Source organism: Streptomyces litmocidini, from assembly GCF_014649755.1.
GTDB lineage: Bacteria > Actinomycetota > Actinomycetes > Streptomycetales > Streptomycetaceae > Streptomyces > Streptomyces litmocidini.
Genome location: NZ_BMTQ01000001.1, coordinates 526,784 through 545,734, shown reverse-complemented (window position 1 = coordinate 545,734; position 18,951 = coordinate 526,784). Strand labels below are relative to the sequence as shown.

The following is an 18,951-nucleotide window of genomic DNA, read 5'->3' as shown; positions in this document are numbered from 1 at the left end:
CACGTCCGGCTACAGGACGGGCTGGCCGGCCTCGACGGTGGCGATCGCGCGACGGCAGGCGTCACGGAACTTCACGAACTCGCCGTTCCAGGTGGCCGCACGGGCGGAGCGGGACGAGTAGTCGTCGAAGAGGCTCTGGCGCAGCTCGGTGGTCATCTCGATCTGGGCGCCCTTGCCGAGCATCGTGAGGTTGCACGGATTGGTGACGTGGCTGCCGTTGAAGTCGGCGAGCGTCGAGGAGTACTTGGGGTCGTAGGCGTCGACCGCCTGGAACCCCGCGTTCTTGATCTCGGTCACCAGGGCCGTGCGGAAGGCGGGGTTGAGCCCGCCGACGACGGCGACGGCGCGGTTGCCGGTTGCCGGGAACTCGGACGCGGGCAGCTTGATCTGGTCGAACGTGCAGCCGTGCAGCGACAGCACGTTGAGGTGGCTCCTGGCGAGGGACAGGGCGACGTGGTCGTCGCAGTTCTTCGAGGTGACGTGCAGCGCCGTGTTGCCGCTGGAGAGCAGGCCCTCGAACATCCAGTAGTCGTACGTGGCCGGCAGGACCGGCGCGCCGGCGGCGTCACCCGGGCTGTAGCCGGCGATGCCCAGGGCGAGTTCGCTGGTGCCGATCTCGATGCCGCCACCGTGCAGGGCGAGGATCGCCGTGCGCGGGAAGTCGTACTTCTCGCCCTGTTTCAGGTCGAACTTCTCGTGGCGGCGGTAGCGGCGGCTGTACGCGGTGCCCTCGACCAGCTTCGGGTCCTGGTACAGGGCGGTGTTGCTGGCGTACTCGGTGTCCTCGGCGAACGCCGGGGCGGCGGCGGCCAGCTGGCCGACGAGGGGGGTGCCGGCGGCAGCGGCGGCGGCGAGGGCCGTCAGGACCGTGCGGCGGGACGTGACGCGTTCAGAAGGTGTCATGCGCGGAACATAACCGATCACGTTCCGCGCTCCTCCAGGTACCGGGTGTGGATCTCCTGGCGGATCGCCTCCGCCTGCCGGAGCGCGGTGGCGATGCCGGACACCTCCTCGTGCAGCACCGACAGCTGGCGCTCCAGGTGCCGCTCCGGCGGCTCCGTGCCGGGCGCGACCCGCGACCACCACCGCGTCCGCACGAAGGTGTCGACGGCCTCCGGGACGTCCTGCCGCACCGCGCGGGCGAGGACGTGCAGGTGCTCGGGGTCGCTCACCCACCCCGGTTCGAGCAGCGCCTCGACCAGGGCGTCCAGCTCGGTGAGGCGGTCCCGCGCGGCCGACGGCAGCTCCACCTCGGCCAGGTAGGAGCGCAGGGTCGCGAAGTCGGCCCGCAGGGCGTCGAGTTGCTCGTCCGCGTCAGGGAAGCGCGGGGTGTCGGGGCGTTCGGGCGGGGCGATCAGGGCCCCCGCCGCGTACAGCCCCGCGATCACCAGCGGCCAGAGCCCGCCCGCCGCGCCGGTGAGGGCGATCCCGACGCCGGCCAGGCCGCAGACGCTGCCGGTGAGGTTCTTGCGGGACTCGACGTACCCGAGCAGGCGGCTACTGGTACCCACGGATCTCCTCGAAGGCGCCGTCGAGCGAGCCCCGGGTCGCGTCGAAGAGCTTCCCGCCGGTCAGACCCGCGATGTGGTCGAGCTCGCCCCGGTCGGAGTCCCCGAAGAGGACCGGGAAGACCGGGGTGCGCTGCTGCCCGGCCGGGAGGGAGCGGTAGAAGGCGTCGAAGGCCGTCGCCGGGTCGCCGTCGGTGTTCTCCCCGTCCGTCATCAGGACGATCGAGGTGAAGCTGTCGGACGGCGCCCTGCCCAGGAAGCGGTACGCCTCCTGGAGGCTGGAGTAGACGGCCGTGCCGCCGGAGGCCGAGAGCCGCCGGGAGTCCGCGCGGATCGCGTCGAGCGCGGCCTTCGGCGAGGCCGGGTCGACCGTGTGCGTACGGACCTCGTCCTGCTTCACCGAGGAGCCGAAGGGCATCAGGGTCACCTCCTCCCGGTCCCGGAAGTCACCGGTCAGCTCGACGAGCGCGGACTTCAGCCGGTCGAGCCGCTCGCCGCCCATGGAGCCGGAGGTGTCGAGCACGTAGACCGTGCGGGAGGGCCGGCGCAGGGTGTTGTCGTACGCGTCGAGCAGACCGTCGGCGACCGCCCGGCTGCCCGGGAACGGCAGCTCGCGGCGCTGGTCCCGGGCGAGCGCCGAGGCCGGGCGGACCCCGGCGACCACCGGGCGGCGCAGGGTCGTCGCGGTGATCCGCCGCTGGGCGTCCGGGCTGCGGAGGTACGCGGTGAGACGGTCCGCCGCCGCCTTCGCCTCGGGGCGGGCGGAGGTGAGCAGGGTGAACGGGTAGTCGGCGGTCACGACGCCGTCGGACGGCCGGATCACGGTCAGCTTCTCGGGCGCGGACAGCAGCACGGACTCGTAGTTCACCAGCGCGTCGACGTCGGTGCGGCGGGCGTAGGCCGTGGCCAGCCAGCCGGAGGAGCCCGAGGTCAGCTTCTGCCCGCTGAAGAACTCCTTCAGGCGCGGGGCGGCCTTCGTGACGTCCTGCTCGGTGAGGGCCGACTGGGCGCCGGAGAGGCCCGAGGCGACCGAGACGAGCGCGGAGAAACCGGAGTTGGAGCGCTTCGGGTCCGTCATGCCGTACGTCAGCCTCCCGTCGGCGACCGCCCGGTGCAGCTGCGACCAGGTCACCTTCGCCGGGTCCCAGCCGAGCCGGGCGACGGTGGCGGGCCGCACCCCGAGCGCCACCGGCGACGTCATGATCGGGGTCTCGTCGGTGATCCTCCTCGCCGTGTCCGGGCGCAGCCGGAGGTAGTCGTTGGAGGACAGCCACACCGCGTCGTAGCCCTTGTCCGCCTCGCCGGACGCGATGCGTTCGACGGCGTCCAGGGTGCCGGCGTAGGTGGGGCGGACGGTGATCCCGGTCGCCTCGGCGGCCTCGTCGAGGATCGGGCCCATGTCGGCCAGTTCGGAGGAGGCGAGGACCCGGAGGGTGCCGGTCCTGTACTCCGTGCCGTGCTGGTCGGGGCGCTCGCCGCCGCCACCGCCGTCACCGCCGGAGCAGGCGGTGGCGAGGAGCGCGATCGCGAGGACGGCGGTGGCGGCGCGGGCGGCGGCCGTGCGGCGGGTCGTGGGTGCGGCGGTCGTGTCGCGGGAGCCGCTCCGGTCGTTCCGGTCGCCCGCGAGGCGGGCGACGGTGCCGGCGGTCGTGCGGCGCAGCCGGGCGGTGACGCGACGGGCCGCCCCCGGGGCGGTCCGGTCCGCGACCGGGCGGGCGGGGTTGTGGTTCATCCGAGACCGCCTTCGAGGGCGCCGGTGCGGCGGCTGCGGTCCAGGTGGGCGCTCGCCTCCCGGAGTTCGGCCGTGAGCGACTCGACGGTCGCCGCCATCGACTCCGTGGCCCGCACCTTGTACGTGTCGATGGCGTCGAGCGTCCGGTAGATCTGCTGGAAGGCCGTGCGGAGCGTCTCGGCGCCCACCGCCGGATCGGCGGCGATCCGCTGGATCTCGCCGGCCTGCGTCGCCAGCATCTCGGCGTTGCCCCGGATCAGGTCCTCGGTCGTCGAGCGCAGAACGTTCACCTGCTCGGTGACCTTCCGCTGGTTCTCCAGCGCGGAGGCGAGCATGACCGCGATCCGCAGCGCCGACAGGGTCGTCGTCGCCGCCCGGTCCGCGCCCTTGATCAGCTCGTCGTTGTTCCGGCGGACCACGTCCATCGCCAGGTACCCCTGGGCGCAGACGGCGAGCTGGGTGAGGAGGTCCTGGTGCTTCTGCCGGACCGGGAAGAGGACGTCGGCGCGCAGCGCGTCCGCCCGGACCGGATCCGGGGTGAGGGCGATGCGCTCCTCCACGGCCGCGTCGAGCGCGTCGGTGAGCACCGCGTACTCCTGGAGCTTGCCCATGGTCTCCCACAGCCGCGCCCGCTCGGTCTGCAACGCGGCGTTGTCGCGGCGCAGTTCGTCCTGGCCGCCGCGCAGCGAACCGACGATCCGGTTCAACGTGGCCTGCGAGGAGGCGTACGTGGCGACGTGGTCGCGCAGCCTGTTGCCGCCCGGGAGCTTCGAGATCAGTCCCTTGAGGCCCCTGGCCGGGGTGCCGCGGGGGTCCAGGTCCTCGACCGTGCGCCGCAGTTCGACGAGGGACGAGCCGACCCGGGTCTGCGCGTCGCCGCCGCCCGCGCCCTCGCCGAGGGAGCGGATCGTGCGGTCCAGCATCCGGTTCGACTGCTGCGCGGCGGAGCGCATCTCGCCCGCGCCGAGCGCCGCGATCTCGCCGATCCGGCCGGCGAACTCGGGGGAGCGCGGGTCGAGCCCGGACAGCGAGCCGACGTACTCCTCGGCCCGGCGGGCCATCTCCGTACGGACCGACTCGTCCAGCGGCACCAGGCCGGAGGCCTGCTCGGCGCGGACGGCGGGCACGGGCTCGGGCGGGGTGAGGACGAGCGGAGCGTCCTGCTCGGGCGGTGTCAGGGCCATCGTCCTTCTCGGGTCGCTCGTGCTCGGCCGGGGCGTGCTCGGCCGGGGCGTGCTCGGGTCGGTCGTTCTCGGGTCGGTCGTTCTTCTCGGGTCGTCGGGAGTGGTCATGCGCGGCCCCCCTGGTCGCGGGCCCGCAGCGCCATCTCGTGCAGCACCTCGCTGGTGGGCACGGGAGCCTGGCGGACGCCGGTCAGCGTCTGGTTGAGGTACTCGGTGTGACCGTCGGTCGCGGTGGTGAACTCGCCCGCAGCGCCCTGCGGGCGGAAGCCGTGACGGACCGCGAGCTTGCGCAACTCGGGGTCGGTGGAGAGGAGTTCGCCGAGCTTCCGGCCGTTCTCGGTGAGCGGTACGAGGGTGTGGTCGCTGTTGACCGTGGTGTCCGGGTAGAGGACGACGAGGTCGCCCATGGGCCGCCCGGCGAGCAGCTGGGAGGCGACCTGCGACTCGTACACGAGGACGAGCGGGTTGCCGACGCCGCTGATGAAGTCCCGGAAGGGCGCGTCCGAACCGGACTGCTGGGCGCCCTGCACCTGGACCAGCTTGCGCATGAGCGGTGCCGTGCGGGTGACGGCCGCCTCGTCGCCCGCGACCCGCCCGCCGTCGGCGACGTAGCTCGCGGCGGCGAGGTAGAGGGCGCCGGAGTTGGAGGCGACCGGGTCGGTGGAGGTGATGAAGAGGGTGCCGCTCAGCTCGGCGTGCCCCGCGGAACCCTTCAGCTGCTGCCAGGTCCGGTCGGCGCGGGCCGCCGCGAGGTAGGCGCCCATCTTCAGGGTGCCGCTCGTGCCGCGCGGGCCGAGGGTCGCCAGGCCGTTGTCGGCGAGGACCCGGGCGGCGGCGCTGTGCGCGACGATCACGAGGGGCGAGTAGAAGGGGCGCAGCGGGGCGCTCGCCGCCTTGTCCTTCGCCTGCTTCTGCGCCTTCGCGCGCAGTTCGTCGGCCGGCCCCTTGGAGGACGGGAAGGCGAAGTCGTAGCCGTCGAGGGGCAGTTCCTCCATGTCCCAGGACCCGGAGGTCTCGGTTCCCACGGTGAAGCCCTTGGCGGCCAGGGCCTTCACCACCTGCGGATCGGCGAAGAACTCGGCCTTCTCCGATCCGATGACTCCTCGCACGGTCTTCGTTGCCGTGCCCGTGTCCTTGTCGCCGCCCGTCACGAGGACGGCGGCCACGCCGCCGAGGAGCAGGACGGCCAGGACGATTCCCAGGATGCGTCTCACGCGGGCAGCGTGCTCGCGGAAACCCACATTCCAGGGGGTGCCGGGTGTACGGGGGGTGAAGGAGCGATCCCGGTACCGAACCGGAGCGGGGTCCCCCGGTCGGGGAGGGTGGGTGGCGCCCGGTCCGCGTGGTTCGTGCCACGCGGACCGGGGCCGTCAGGGGGCGGTGACCAGGGTGTCCCCGGCCAGCGCCGCGGTGTGCGCGTCCATGCGCTCGGCGGCGAGGATCGCGGCGGCCGTGTCGGCCCGGGAGGCGGCGACGACCAGCGCGCGGCCCGCGAGGGCGTGCGCCTTGCGGTGCAGGTCCCGCGCGGACGAACCGCTCAGCCCGGCGTGCCGGGCGGGCGGCGCGCCGCGCAGCCGCGCCACCTGCCGGGCGATCAGCTCGCCGGCCTCCGTGTCGCCCAGCTCGTCGGTGACGGCGAGCAGGGCGGCGAGGTGTCCGGCGAGCTGGATGTCCAGCTCCTCCTCGCGGGAGCGGTGCGGGTACGCGTCCTGGGCGTCGTCGGCCATCCGGTGGACCGACTTGGTGCGGATCGGTTCGTACATGGGGACGGCCTCCTGAGGTGCTCTGAAGGCCATCCTAGCTTGGATTCGATCTAAAGTTGAGCGTCGTCCGGAGTTCGGGACGGGGTCAGGGCTGGCTGTACCCGTCCAGGAAGCGTCCGATCCGGGTCACCGCGTCCGCCAGGTCCGCGGCCGCCGGCAGCGTGACGATCCGGAAGTGGTCGGGCTCGTGCCAGTTGAAGCCCGTTCCGTGCACGACCATGATCTTCTCGGCCCGCAGCAGGTCCAGGACCATCTGCCGGTCGTCCTTGATCTTGTAGACGTTCGGGTCGAGGCGCGGGAAGAGGTACAGCGCGCCCTTCGGCTTCACGCACGTCACACCCGGGATCTGCGTCAGCAGCTCGTACGCCGTGTCCCGCTGTTCGAGCAGCCGCCCGCCCGGCAGCACCAGGTCCTCGATCGACTGCCGGCCCTGGAGCGCGGCGGCCACCGCGTGCTGCGCCGGCATGTTCGCGCAGAGGCGCATGTTGGCGAGGATCGTGAGGCCCTCGATGTACGAGGACGCGTGGTGCTTCGGGCCGCAGACCGCGAGCCAGCCCGAGCGGAAACCGGCCACCCGGTAGTTCTTGCTCATCCCGTTGAAGGTGAGGACGAGGAGGTCGGGGGCGATCGCCGCGGTCGGCGTGTGCGTGGTGCCGTCGTAGAGGATCTTGTCGTAGATCTCGTCCGAGCAGACGACCAGGCCGTGCCGCCGGGCGATCTCCGTCAGCGAGCGCAGCATCTCGTCGTCGTAGACGGCGCCCGTCGGGTTGTTCGGGTTGATGATCACGATCGCCTTGGTGCGGTCGGTGATCTTCCGCTCGATGTCCGCGAGGTCCGGCATCCAGTCCGCCTGCTCGTCGCAGCGGTAGTGCACCGCCGTACCGCCCGCGAGCGAGACCGAGGCGGTCCACAGCGGATAGTCCGGGGCCGGGACGAGGACCTCGTCACCGTCGTCGAGCAGCGCCTGCATCGACATCTGGATCAGCTCCGAGACGCCGTTCCCGAGGTAGATGTCCTCGACGGAGAGCGGGATGCCCCTGGTCTCGTAGTGGCTCATCACCGCCCGGCGGGCCGAGAGCAGCCCCTTCGCGTCGCCGTAGCCGTGCGCCTCGGAGAGGTTGCGGAGCACGTCCTCGAGGATCGCGGGCGGACACTCGAAGCCGAAAGCGGCCGGATTGCCCGTGTTCAGCTTGAGGATGCGATGACCCGCGGCCTCAAGCCGCATCGCCTCTTCGAGCACCGGGCCCCGGATTTCGTAACAGACGTTGGCGAGCTTCGTGGACTGGATCACCTGCATGACGAGAGCTTACGGCGGGCCCGGCCGGGACGCCGAGTGTTTTGGGACACGTCGGACGTTCTGTGCCTCGTGGAGGAAGCCTGTCCGGAATGTGTGTGGACTCGCACGACGGTGTCGTGCTCCCTACAATGCCCGCACATGAGCCACCAGGACAACAGCGTCTTCGTCGACGCCTCGGGAAGACGGGGCCGCAAGGTGCGGTGGGCCGCTGCCGGAGTGGGCGTGGCGTGCCTCGGCTTCCTCGGGATCGTCGTCGCCGGCTCCTTCGGCGCAGGACCGGCAGGAGGCCCGCTGCCCTGGTCGGGTGACGAGCAGCACGACGCGCCCGCGCTCATCCAGCCGGATCCCACCCGGTCCGGGGCCCCGGCCGACGAGCCCGAGCGGACGGCCGCCCCGCGCGCCACCACGACGCCCCCCGAGGCCTCGGCCACCCCCACGGCGAAGACCACGACCGAGGCCCCGTCGCCCACCGCCACCACCTCCGCCCCGGCCGCCACGGCCTCCGCCCCGGCGGCCACCGCCGACGGCAAGCCGGGCAGGTCCGACCAGGCGCCGGGCGCCACGAAGCGGCCGAGGTGACGGGCGCCGGGTACGGGTACGACCCGACCGACCCGTACGGACAGGGTTCCGGGCACGCGTACGGCCACACGGGGGCCGGGGCGCCGGGACACGGGCAGGCGTACGAAGCCCCGGAGCCGTATCCGTACCCGTACGAGCCGTACGCGGGGCCCGCGCCCGAGCCGTACCCCGGGTCTGCGCCCGATCCGTACGCCGGAGCCGGTTCCTCCGTGCAGCCCGGGCCGTATGGGGAGCACGAGGGGTACGCCGCCGGTACCGGTCCTTTCGGGGGACCCGAGGCGCACGCCGGGGCCGAGCCGTACGCCGGGGCCGAGCCGCACGCCGAGTACGTGCCGGACCCCCCGCACGACGCGCCGGTCGCGCCCCCCGCGCGCGTCGCCGCCCCCACGCCGCCCGGCGGCCCCCGGACGCGGCACGCGCTGCGCCGGGACCCCCGCGCGCACTGGGCCATGCTCTGCCTGGTCCTCCTCGTGGCCGCCACCGCCCTCGTCTTCGCCGGCTACGGCCGCCACGAGATAGCCGCCACCGGCGCGCCGCAGGCCCACTGCCCCACCGCCCCCGAGACCCGGGGCGAAGGCCCCGTCGTCCAGGTGGGCCAGGACGGCACCGTCCGCAGCGCGACCCCGCCCGACGGCACCGTCGCCCTGACCTACGACGGCGGACCGAGCCCCGACTGGACCCCGCGGCTGCTCGACGTCCTCGCCGCCCACCACGCGAAGGCGACCTTCTTCCTCACCGGCTCCGAGGCCGCCGCCCACCCCGACCTCGTCCGCCGCATCGTCGTCGACGGCCACGAGCTCGGCTCGCACACGTACACCGACGTCGACCTCGCCCAGGTCTCGGACACCCGCGCCGACCTGGAGCTCTCCTTCACGCAGAACGCGCTCGGCGCGAGCACCGGCCTCGGTACCCGTCTGCTGCGGCTCCCGCACACCACGACCCTGGCGACGTTCTGCACCGGCCAGTGGGAGGCCGGCCGCAGGGCCGCCGAGTCCGGCTACGTCCTGGTCGCCGCCGACGGGAGGTCCGTCCTCCAGTTCACCGGCTCCCCGCAGGCCGTCGACGAGACCGAGAAGCTCCTCGCCCACCCCAGCGGCGCCACCCGCCACACCTCCGTCGGCCAGGCCCTCGGCCTCACCGGCGCCACGTACGACGTCTCGGCGTTCGCCGAATGGAAGGGCGCCGCGTTCGTCCAGGCCCAGAACGCGTCCCGGGGCTTCGCCGACGCCATGACCTGGCTCCTCGTCGTGGCCGGCGTCATCACCGCCGTCCGGCTCGCCCTCCTCCTCGGCGTCGCCCGGGTCCACGTCCGCCGCACCCGGTCGAGGCGCCGTCGGGGCGCGCCCCGGATGCCTCCCGTCACCGGCCCGGTCTCGATCCTCGTCCCCGCGTACAACGAGGAGGCCGGGATCGAGGCGACCGTCCGCTCCCTGCTCGCCTCCACGTACGAGGCGATCCAGGTCGTCGTCATCGACGACGGCTCCTCCGACCGGACCTTCGAGATCGCCGAGTCCATCGACGACCCGCGCGTGATGGTGGTGCGCCAGCCCAACGCGGGCAAGGCCGCCGCACTCAACACCGGTCTCGCCTGGGCCCACCACGACATCATCGTGATGATCGACGGTGACACCGTCTTCGAACCGGACGCCGTACGCCGCCTGGTCCAGCCGCTCGCCGACCCCCGCGTCGGCGCGGTCAGCGGCAACACCAAGGTCGGCAACCGGCAGGGCGTCCTCGGCCGGTGGCAGCACTTGGAGTACGTGATCGGCTTCAACCTCGACCGCCGCATGTACGACGTCCTGGAGTGCATGCCCACCGTCCCCGGCGCCATCGGCGCCTTCCGCCGGGACGCGCTCGCCGGCGTCGGCGGGGTCAGCGAGGACACCCTCGCCGAGGACACCGACCTCACGATGGCACTGTGCCGGGCCGGCTGGCGTGTCGTCTACGAGGAGTCCGCCATCGCCTGGACGGAGGCCCCCTCCACGGTCCGGCAGCTCTGGAAGCAGCGCTACCGGTGGTGCTACGGCACCCTCCAGGCCATGTGGAAGCACCGCAGGGCCGTCGTCGAGGGCGGGCAGTCCGGCAAGCTCGGCCGCCGCGGCCTCCTCTACCTGCTGGTCTTCCAGACCGTGCTGCCGCTGCTCGCCCCGCTGGTCGACGTCTTCGCCGTCTACGGCCTCCTCTTCCAGGACCCCGGACAGGCCCTGGGCGTATGGCTCGGCTTCACGGCGGTGCAGGTCGGCACGGCGGTGTACGCGCTCCGCCTCGACCGCGAGCGGTTCGAGCCGATCTGGACCCTCCCCCTGCAGATCGTCGTCTACCGCCAGCTGATGTACCTGGTCGTCGTCCAGTCCGTGGTCACCGCGCTCCTCGGCAGCCGGCTGCGCTGGCACCGGATGCAGCGGACGGGCACCGCCACCGAGACCCTGGAGCGGACGGCCGTCGTGAGCCGCTGAGCGGACCGCCGGGTAGGTTGTCCGCCCATGTGGGTTTTCAGTGCCTCCGGATGCCGGTGGCTGGGTGCGGGCGGATCGCTCGCCGTCACCGTCGGCGGCTACGCGGCCGGCTCCCTTCCGGTCCTCGGCGGCGGGCCGCTGTGGCAGCCGCGCGGCTCCGCGCTCACCGTCGCCGGAGCCGTCCTCGCGTACCTCGGCCTGACCCTGCTCGTCGCCGCCTGGTGGCGCTACGGCGTCCTCCTCGCCCGCGGCCTGCGGGACGGGGTCCTCGCCACCCTCGCCTGCTGGACCGCGCCGCTGCTCCTCGCCCCGCCGCTGCACAGTGCCGACGTCTACAGCTACGTCGCCCAGGGCGCGATGGTCCTGTCGGGCCACGACGTGTACGGGGCCGGGCCCTCCGTCCTCGCCCCCGGCGACCTCGGGGCCGACGCGGCCGCCAGCGTCGGCGGGAACTGGACCGACACCCCCGCGCCGTACGGGCCCGCCTTCCTGCTCCTCGCCGCGGCCGTCGTGAAGGCGACCGGCGGGGCGATCGTGCCCGCCGTCCTCGGCATGCGGCTGATCGCCCTCGGCGCGCTCGCGCTGATCGTGTGGGCGGTGCGGGGGTTCGGCGGCGGCGGGGGCGCCCTCTGGCTCGCCGCGCTCAACCCGCTGCTCCTCGTCCACGTCGTCGGAGGCGTGCACAACGACGGACTGATGATCGGCCTCATGCTCGGCGGCGTCCTGCTCGCCACGCGCGGGCGGTGGGTGCTCGGCTCCGTCCTCGTCGGCTTCGCGATGATGGTGAAGTCCCCGGCGGCCGTGGCCCTGCTCTTCATCGGGGTGACGGTGGCGCGCGGGGGCGGCGTGCGGGGGCTCGTGAAGGGCCTCGTCCTGCCCGGGGCCGTCGCGGGGGCGGTGGCGGCGGGGGCGTCGGTCCTGGCGGGGACCGGGTTCGGGTGGGTGCGGACGCAGAGCGTGGCCGCGGCCATCCACACGCCGCTGTCCGTGACGAGCGACCTGGGTCTGGGACTGGGCGTGCTCCTCGGAGCCCCGGACCCGGTCAAGGCCGTCGTGCAGAAGCTGGGGCTCGCCCTCGCCCTCGCGGTCATCGCGGCGCTCGCGTGGCGGGCGTACCGGGGCCGTCTCGACCCCGTCCTCGGGCTGGGGCTCTCGCTGGTCGCGCTCGTCGTGCTCTCGCCGATGGTCCAGCCCTGGTACCTGCTGTGGGGGACGGTCGTCGTGGGGGCGGTCGCCTGGAGGGGGCGGGCGGGACAGGTGCTGGCGGTCGCCTCGGCGGCGCTCGTCCACGAGACCCAGCCGTCGGGGCACACGCCGTGGTACGGGTTCGTGCTGGCGGGTGCGGTGCTGGCGCTCGGGCTCGTGTGGGTGCGGCGGGAGCCGTGGGGGAGCGGCGCCCCGGAGGAGGCCGTTCTCGTGGTTGCCGGGCGGTAGGAGTCCGGGCGCCGTTCCGGGGCGCCGCCCGTTCCGCCCTGCGGAACGGGTGCCCGCACCCCGTCAAGAGCGGCGGATCGACCTGCCCGCCAGCACGTCCGTCCTCTTCCCGTCCTCCATGACGAACTTGCCGTCGATCAGGACGTGCGGGATGCCCACCGGGAGGGTTCTGGGGTTCTCGTACGTCGCGCCCGACGCGATCGTCGTCGGGTCGAAGAGGACCAGGTCCGCCACGTGGCCCTCCTTCACCAGGCCCCGGTCCGGGAGGCGGAGGCGGGCGGCCGGGCGGGAGGTGAGGTGGGCGACGCACTCCTCCAGCGAGAGGACGCCGAGCTCGCGCACGTACCGCCCCAGGTACTCCGGGAACGTGCCGTACGCGCGCGGGTGCGGCTTGAGGCCGTGGAGGATGCCGTCCGAACCGCCCGTGTGCACCCGGTGGCGCATGATCGTCCGGACGTTCTCCTCGTGGCCCACGTGCTGGAGGATCGTCGTGCCCAGGCGGTCGTCGACGAGGAGTCGGCGGGCGGCCCGCCAGTCGTCCACGCGGCTGCCCACCAGGTCCGCCAGGGCCGGGTCCGTGACGCCCGCGATCTCGATCGTCGACCAGTCGACCGGCACCCCGTGGCAGCCGTCCGAGCCGAGTTCCTCCAGGTGGTGCCGGATCCGTTCCGCCGTGGCCGGGTCGCGGAGGCGTTCCAGGGTCGCGTCGGGGCCGCCCTCGCCCGCCCAGCTCGGGAGCAGCGCGAGCAGGGTCGTGCTGCCGGGGGTGTAGGGGTACGTGTCGAGGCTGATGTCGGCGCCCGCGTCGAGGGCCGCGTCGAGGAGGGCCAGGAGCTCCGGGGCGCGGCCCTCGTTCACGTCGAAGTTCATGGTGGCGTGGGCCAGGTGGAGGGCGCAGCCGGCCTCGCGGGCGAGCGCCACCGTCTCCTCGTACGCGCGGAGCGCCCCCGCGCCGTACGAGCGGTGGTGCGGGCAGTAGTAGCCGCCGTACTCCGCCACGACCCGGCACAGCTCGGTGAGCTCGGAGTCCGGCGCGTACATCCCGGGGGTGTAGGTGAGGCCGGAGGACATGCCGACCGCGCCCTGCTCCATGCCCTCGGCCACGAGCCGCCGCATGCGGTCGAGCTCGGCCGCCGTCGCCGGGCGGTCCTCCCAGCCCATCGCGTACATCCGGACCGTGCCCTGCGGGACGAGGTACGCGGCGTTCACGGCGATCCCCGCGTCCAGCCGGTCCAGGTACTCGCCGACCGTGCGCCAGTCGAGGTCGACGTCGGAGCCGTCGCCGTTCCAGCCGGTGATCGCCCGGCGGACCTCCGCGAGCGTGCGGTCGTCGACGGGGGCGTACGACAGTCCGTCCTGGCCCAGGACTTCGAGGGTCACGCCCTGCGCGGCCTTCGCGCTGTGGTCCGGGTCCCGGAGCAGCGCGAGGTCGCTGTGGGCGTGCATGTCGATGAAACCGGGCGCCAGGACGAGGCCCTCGGCGTCCAGGACGCGCCGGGCGGTCGGACGCTGGCAGCCGGCCGCCGCGGCCTCCTTGACGATCGAGACGATCCGGCCGTCCCCGATCCCGACGTCGGCCCGGTAGGAGTCGCCGCCGCTGCCGTCGACGACCTCCGCGTCGCGGAAGACGAGATCCATCACCCTGGCGCTCCCTCGCTGCCGGAAGTCCTAGAAGAACGTGCGGATGTGGTCGACCACCGTGCCGTCCGCCTCGACGAGCGGGATCAGCTGCCACTTGTCGAAGATCGTGCAGGGGTGCGACAGGCCCATTCCCACCCAGTCGCCGACCTCCAGGCCCGCGTCCGGTTCGGTGCGGAGCCAGGCGTGCTGGTCGGAGAGGCCCGTCACGGTGATGCCCTCGGCGGCGCGGATCTCACCCGTGCGGGCGTCGCGGACCACCTGCGCCTCGGGAAGGTGCAGGTCGTGGGCGGCGTCCCGCTTGCCCGCGTTGGTGAAGGCCTGCTCGGAGGTGGGACGGGAGACGACCTGCGACCAGAGCCGGAACGCGGGGTGCAGCGCGCCCTCCTCGGGAACCCGGTTGAAGGGGGTGCGGTCGCGGTACTGGCCGTCGTCGTGCGAGACGTACGCGCCGGAGCGCAGCAGCTTCAGGACGGGGAGGGAGAGGCCGGGGATCTCCGCGAAGACCTCGGCGACCGTGTCGAACCACTCGCTGCCGCCCGCGCTCACCACGATCTCGCCGAGGGCGGGGTCGAAGCGGCCCGCCCCGTCGAAGTCGGCCGCGAGCCCGACGAGCCGGTGCAGCCACGCGCGCACCGAGTCGGCGTCGGCACCGGGCATCGTGCCCTCGTAGCCGGCGACGCCGACGAGCCGCAGGGCGGGGGCGGCCGCGACCGCGTCGGCGACGGCCGCGCACTCCGTCTCCGTCCGCACGCCCGTACGCCCGGTCGCCCCGGCGGCGAGCTCGACGACCACGTCCACGGGGCGGGACGCGCCGGCCGCGCGCAGGGCCTCGTCCATCAGATCGACGCCGCGCACGGAGTCGACGTAGCAGATCAGGCGGAACTCCGGGTCGGCGTCCAGCTCGGCGGCGAGCCAGCGCAGGGCGACCGGGTCGACGACCTCGTTGGCCAGGAAGATCCGGGAGATGCCATGCGCGCGGTAGACGCGGGCCTGGTGGGGGACGGCGGCGGTGATGCCCCAGGCGCCGTGCTCCAGCTGCCGGTCGAAGAGCTGGGGGGCCATGGAGGTCTTGCCGTGCGGGGCGAAGGCGAGGCCGTGGCGCTCGGCGTAGGTCTCCAGGAGGCGCAGGTTGTGCTCGACGGACTCGGCGGAGAGGGCGAGGACGGGGGTGGTGAAGCCGCCGGTGAAGAGGTTGCGCCGCTGGGCGGAGAGCTCGCCGACGGTCAGGCCCTCGGCGTCCGGGGGCAGGGCCTTGAAGCGGTGGTCGACGCGCTCGTTCGCCAGGTCGGGCATGAGGCCTCCTCGTTGTGGGCGTTGCGGGATGTGCAACGCTCATTGCGCATGGTGCTCACGGCTGTCTAACATCCGGGCCGAGGCCGGGTCAATGGACCCGTACGAGGCGGAGGGAGCCCGATCGTGAGCGGATCCGCGTCCCCGTCCGCGGCCCCGGACGCCGTCGCGACCCCGGACGCCGTCGGCACCGACGTCCCCCGGTCCGACGCCCCCCGGTCCGACGCCCTCCGGTCCGGCGTCCTCCGGTCCGGTGTCCCCGGTCCCGGCGCCCTCCGATCGGACGTCCTCGGTTCCGACGTCCTCCGTCCCGACCTCGTCTGCCTCGGCGAGTCCATGGTCGCCTTCCTGCCCTCCCGGGCCGGCCGCCTCGCCGACGTCCCCTCCTTCACCCGCGCGATCGGCGGCGCCGAGTCCAACGTCGCCTGCGTCCTCGCCGCCGCCGGACACCGCGTCCGCTGGGTCGGCCGCGTCGGCCGCGACGGCTTCGGCGACCACCTCGTCGACACGATCGCGGGGTACGGGGTCGACGTCGGCGCCGTCGGCCGCGACCCGCACCGGCCGACCGGCGTCTACTTCCGCACCGACGAGGACCGGGCGACCGACGCCCACGAGGTCGTCTACTACCGGGCCGGGTCCGCCGCCTCGGCCATGTCGCCCGCCACCGTCCCGTACGACTCCGTCGCCGACGCCCGGATCCTCCACCTCACCGGCATCACCGCCGCACTGTCCGCGGACTGCCTGGCGCTGATGCGGGACCTCACCGCGCCACGGCCCGGACGGCCGCTCGTCTCGTTCGACGTGAACCACCGGCCGGGGCTGTGGCGGGACGGCGACGCCTCCGCCGTACTGCTGGAGCTCGCACGCCGGGCGGACGTCGTCTTCGTGGGCGCGGACGAAGCGGCGGCGCTGTGGGGCTGCGGGGATCCGGCCGCGGTCCGGGAGGTGCTGGCGGAGCCGGCGGTGCTCGTGGTGAAGCGGGGCGGGGAGGGGGCGGTGGCGTTCGAACGCCGCGCGGCCGGGACGCGGCCCGTCCGGCGTTCGGGGACACGGCCGGGGGCCGTACGCGGGCGCGACACCGTCACCCCCGTCCCCGCCCCCCGCGTCACCGTCGTCTCCCCCGTCGGCGCCGGGGACGCCTTCGCCGCCGGGTTCCTCTCCGGGACCCTCCGCGGGCTCGGCATGACCGCGCGGCTGCGCCACGGGCACCTCGCGGCCGCCGCCGTGCTCACCGTGCCGGGTGATCTGGCGCGGCCCGCCCGCCGGGGCCGCGCCGACCGGCTGGTCGCGCTCGACGGTGCGGCCTGGGGCACACTTCACCTCGGCCCCGGCTGGACGGGGGACGACCAGGAGGTACGTACGCCATGAGCCAGACCGTCGACCGGGCGCTCAGCATCCTGCCGCTGCTCGCCCAGGGGCCCGCCGACCTCGGGCAGGTCGCCGAGCGGCTCGGCGTCCACAAGTCCACGGCCCTGCGGCTGCTGCGCACCCTCCACGAGCACGGTCTCGTCCACCGGCAGCAGGACCAGCGCTACCGCCTCGGCGCCCGTCTCTTCGCGCTCGCCCAGGAGGCCGTCGAGAACCTCGACGTCCGCGAGATCGCCCACCCGTACCTCCTCGCCCTCAACGAGCGGACCGGGCACACGGTCCACCTCGCCGTGTACGAGGAGGGCGAGGTCGTCTACATCGACAAGGTGGAGAGCCGTTACCCGGTCCGCATGTACTCGCGCATCGGCAAGCCCGTCGCGATCACCGTCGCCGCCGTCGCCAAACTGCTCCTCGCCGATCTGCCCGAGCCGGAGCGGCGCGCCGTCGCCGCGAAGCTCGACTACCCCCCGTACACGCCCCGCTCGACGCCGAACGCCGCCGCCTTCCTCAAGGAGCTGGCGACCGTGCGCGCGCAGGGGTGGGCCACCGATCTCGGCGGCCACGAGGAGTCCATCAACTGCGTCGGCGCGCCCGTCCGGGGCGCGGACGGGCGGGTCGTCGCCGCCCTGTCGGTCTCGGCGCCCAACGTGGTCGTCACCGCGGAGGAACTCCTCACCCTCCTCCCGGAGGTGCGCGGCACCGCCGACGCCATCAGCCGCGAGTACTCCGGCAAGCCCGCTACGAAGGACACCGCATGAGCGAGAAGACCGCGATCACCCCCGCCACCCACACCGCCCCGCCCGCGAGGTTCTCGCACGGCGTGCGGAAGGGGAACGTCCTCCAGGTCGCCGGCCAGGTCGGCTTCCTGCCCGCCGTCGAGGGCCGGGCGCCGACGGTCGCGGGACCGACCCTGCGCGAGCAGACCCTGCAGACCTTCGCCAACGTCAAGGCGGTCCTGGAGGAGGGCGGCGCGGGCTGGGACGACGTGATGATGATGCGCGTCTACCTCACCGACGTGGACCACTTCGCCGAGATGAACGAGATCTACGACGAGTACTTCGAGGAGCAGGAGCTCAAGGCCCCCGCCGCCGCCCGCACCACGGTCTACGTCGGCCTCCCGCCCGGCCTCCTCGTCGAGATCGACGCGCTCGCCGTCCTGGACTGAGGCGGGACCGGACGCGGGGGTGCCCCGGCCGCCGGCCGGGGCACCCCTTCGCCCACGGGTCGTCAGGCCGCGCAGTACTGCGCCTGCTTGCCGATCGAGCGGTACATGCAGTCCGCGTTCTCCAGGAGCTGGAGGACGGCGTCGCGGTTGCGGCTCGTCTCGCGTTCGATGACCTCGTCGGGCGGGTAGAAGCCGCCGCCGCCCGACGACGGGTACATCTCGAAGGTGTACGCGAAGATCTTGTGCGCGCCCCACAGGTAGTCGTCGATCGAGCCGTCCGTGATGTACAGGTCGCTGGACTGCTCGGGCGTGTAGCCGTTGCTCGCGGCCATCTTGCCGCCGACGGTCGCGAAGGCGTCGCGGTCGTCCTGGGTCATGCCGGTGGTGGTGTTCGCCGTGGTCCAGCCGAAGGGCCAGAGGACCAGTTCGCTGTACGTGTGGAAGTCGATGGCCGCCGTGATCTGCTGCTTGCCGCCGACCACCCGGGAGCGCACGAAGTCGGCGACGACCTTCACCTCGGGGGCGGACTCGGGCGCCGCGCCCCGGTAGGTCTCGGAGCTCTTGGTGCCGGAGGAGCCGCCGCAGCAGCCCCACTTGTAGTCCCAGTTCCGGTTGAGGTCGGTGCCGATGTAGGAGGAGTTGGCGTTGGGCTGCCGGTTCTTGCGCCAGCTGCGGTAGGAGCCGCTCGCGATGTCGTACTCGCCGCCGTCCGGGTTGAGGTCCGGGACGATCCAGATCTCGCGGCCGTTCACCATGTTCGTGATGCGGGCGTCGGTGCCGTAGCCCGCGCCGAGTTCGCGCAGCAGGTAGAGCGCCATCTCGACGGTGAGGTGCTCGCGGGCGTGCTGGTGGTGGGTGAAGAGGACCTCGGGCTCGGCCTCGTCCGTGCCGACGTTGTCGCTGACCTTGATGGCGACGATGTCGCGGCCCTGGTACGTCTTGCCGATGACCCGCTTGCTCATGATGGACGGGTGGGCGGCGAGGCGCTGGTCGATCTCCGCGTTCATCTCCGCGTAGGTGTGGTACTTCGCGTCGGCGGAGGGGAAGTCGAGCGGGCCGGCCGTCTTGTCGGCCGCGGTGGAGCGGTCGGGCGGGCCGGGCAGGGCGACCGGCGCGTAGCCGAGGGCCTTGAGCCGGGCGAGCTGTTCGGTGTTGGCGCTGACGACGACCGAGCGGGCGTCGACCTCGTCGACCGAGACGCCGGTGGCGGCCAGCGCGGTGCGGGCGGCGACGGTGGAGGGTCCGGCGATCTCGTACTGCCGGATCACCTCCTCCGCGCCGGAGGCGATACGGGCGGCGGTCGGCGCCGGGTCGGCCCCGGCGGGTGTGGTGAGCGCGGAGAGGGGCGCCGCGAGGGCGAACGCCACGAGGGCCGCGAGGGTGGCGGACCTTCTGCCGCGGAGGGGACGTCGCATGCTGTCTCCTGGGTGGGGAGTGTGGGGGAGTGCGACCGAGCCGTGCGGGTGTCCGGACGCATGACGGCCCGGACGCGTGCGTGTCCGGGGCACATGGTCCGGCTATGTCATGGACGGGT

16 protein-coding genes are annotated in these 18,951 nt (G+C 73.5%); 6 read left to right on the top strand and 10 right to left on the bottom strand.

Features of this window, described 5'->3' with window-relative positions:
• Positions 1 to 9: 9 nt before the first annotated feature.
• The 7 genes from IE180_RS02425 to IE180_RS02395 form a co-directional block, all read right to left on the bottom strand.
• Positions 10 to 903: a poly-gamma-glutamate hydrolase family protein gene (locus IE180_RS02425; protein ID WP_190155036.1), complete on the bottom strand. Its 894-nt coding sequence runs from the start codon at positions 901 to 903 to the stop codon at positions 10 to 12.
• Positions 904 to 920: 17 nt separating this feature from the next.
• Positions 921 to 1,511 carry a hypothetical protein gene (locus IE180_RS02420; RefSeq protein WP_190155035.1) on the bottom strand — a complete coding sequence of 197 codons (591 nt, stop codon included), beginning with the start codon at positions 1,509 to 1,511 and terminating at the stop codon, positions 921 to 923.
• A complete protein-coding gene (locus tag IE180_RS02415; RefSeq protein ID WP_229860247.1) occupies positions 1,498 to 3,240 on the bottom strand; it encodes a substrate-binding and vWA domain-containing protein in 1,743 nt (580 codons plus the stop codon). Before IE180_RS02415 ends, IE180_RS02420 begins: the two co-directional genes overlap by 14 nt.
• Positions 3,237 to 4,424 carry a toxic anion resistance protein gene (locus tag IE180_RS02410; RefSeq protein ID WP_190155034.1) on the bottom strand — a complete coding sequence of 396 codons (1,188 nt, stop codon included), beginning with the start codon at positions 4,422 to 4,424 and terminating at the stop codon, positions 3,237 to 3,239. The genes IE180_RS02415 and IE180_RS02410 overlap by 4 nt, the downstream gene beginning before the upstream one ends.
• Positions 4,425 to 4,528: 104 nt before the next feature.
• Positions 4,529 to 5,665 (bottom strand): hypothetical protein, encoded by a 1,137-nt coding sequence (locus IE180_RS02405; RefSeq protein WP_190155033.1) that lies wholly within the window; start codon positions 5,663 to 5,665, stop codon positions 4,529 to 4,531.
• Positions 5,666 to 5,794: 129 nt separating this feature from the next.
• Positions 5,795 to 6,187, bottom strand: a complete 393-nt coding sequence (locus tag IE180_RS02400) for an SCO4983 family protein (RefSeq protein ID WP_190155032.1) — start codon at positions 6,185 to 6,187, stop codon at positions 5,795 to 5,797.
• A gap of 85 nt (positions 6,188 to 6,272) precedes the next feature.
• A complete protein-coding gene (locus tag IE180_RS02395) occupies positions 6,273 to 7,484 on the bottom strand; it encodes a pyridoxal phosphate-dependent aminotransferase (RefSeq protein WP_190155031.1) in 1,212 nt (403 codons plus the stop codon).
• A 138-nt stretch (positions 7,485 to 7,622) separates the two neighbouring features.
• Here IE180_RS02395 and IE180_RS02390 point away from each other — a divergent pair, with 138 nt between their 5' ends.
• From IE180_RS02390 to mptB, 3 genes are read left to right on the top strand one after another with little or no spacing between them, the layout of a single operon-like run.
• Positions 7,623 to 8,063 (top strand): hypothetical protein, encoded by a 441-nt coding sequence (locus tag IE180_RS02390; RefSeq protein ID WP_190155030.1) that lies wholly within the window; start codon positions 7,623 to 7,625, stop codon positions 8,061 to 8,063.
• Complete coding sequence (locus tag IE180_RS02385; protein WP_308434348.1) at positions 8,060 to 10,519, top strand: bifunctional polysaccharide deacetylase/glycosyltransferase family 2 protein; 2,460 nt, start codon at positions 8,060 to 8,062, stop codon at positions 10,517 to 10,519. The genes IE180_RS02390 and IE180_RS02385 overlap by 4 nt, the downstream gene beginning before the upstream one ends.
• 27 nt (positions 10,520 to 10,546) lie before the next feature.
• Positions 10,547 to 11,953: a polyprenol phosphomannose-dependent alpha 1,6 mannosyltransferase MptB gene (mptB, locus tag IE180_RS02380; RefSeq protein WP_190155029.1), complete on the top strand. Its 1,407-nt coding sequence runs from the start codon at positions 10,547 to 10,549 to the stop codon at positions 11,951 to 11,953.
• A gap of 63 nt (positions 11,954 to 12,016) precedes the next feature.
• Here mptB and IE180_RS02375 read toward each other — a convergent pair whose 3' ends face one another.
• Both IE180_RS02375 and IE180_RS02370 read right to left on the bottom strand, forming a co-directional pair.
• Positions 12,017 to 13,591 carry an N-acyl-D-amino-acid deacylase family protein gene (locus IE180_RS02375; RefSeq protein WP_229860246.1) on the bottom strand — a complete coding sequence of 525 codons (1,575 nt, stop codon included), beginning with the start codon at positions 13,589 to 13,591 and terminating at the stop codon, positions 12,017 to 12,019.
• 30 nt (positions 13,592 to 13,621) lie between these two features.
• The gene (locus IE180_RS02370) at positions 13,622 to 14,887 is read right to left on the bottom strand and encodes an alanine racemase (RefSeq protein WP_190155027.1); all 1,266 of its coding nucleotides are present in this window, start codon (positions 14,885 to 14,887) and stop codon (positions 13,622 to 13,624) included.
• 333 nt (positions 14,888 to 15,220) lie between these two features.
• Between IE180_RS02370 and IE180_RS02365 the strand changes: the two genes are divergently transcribed.
• Genes IE180_RS02365 through IE180_RS02355 form a run of 3 tightly spaced genes read left to right on the top strand, consistent with a single transcriptional unit; the run spans position 15,221 to position 17,417 of the window.
• Positions 15,221 to 16,252, top strand: coding sequence for a sugar kinase (locus tag IE180_RS02365; protein WP_190155214.1), 1,032 nt, complete (start codon positions 15,221 to 15,223; stop codon positions 16,250 to 16,252).
• Positions 16,249 to 17,010, top strand: coding sequence for an IclR family transcriptional regulator (locus tag IE180_RS02360; protein WP_190155026.1), 762 nt, complete (start codon positions 16,249 to 16,251; stop codon positions 17,008 to 17,010). The genes IE180_RS02365 and IE180_RS02360 overlap by 4 nt, the downstream gene beginning before the upstream one ends.
• A complete protein-coding gene (locus IE180_RS02355) occupies positions 17,007 to 17,417 on the top strand; it encodes a RidA family protein (protein WP_190155025.1) in 411 nt (136 codons plus the stop codon). Before IE180_RS02360 ends, IE180_RS02355 begins: the two co-directional genes overlap by 4 nt.
• Before the next feature lie 62 nt (positions 17,418 to 17,479).
• On the opposite strand, the gene IE180_RS02350 is transcribed toward IE180_RS02355, so the two are convergent.
• On the bottom strand, positions 17,480 to 18,832 hold the full coding sequence (locus tag IE180_RS02350; RefSeq protein WP_190155024.1) for a M14 family metallopeptidase: 1,353 nt from the start codon (positions 18,830 to 18,832) through the stop codon (positions 17,480 to 17,482).
• Positions 18,833 to 18,951: the final 119 nt, after the last annotated feature.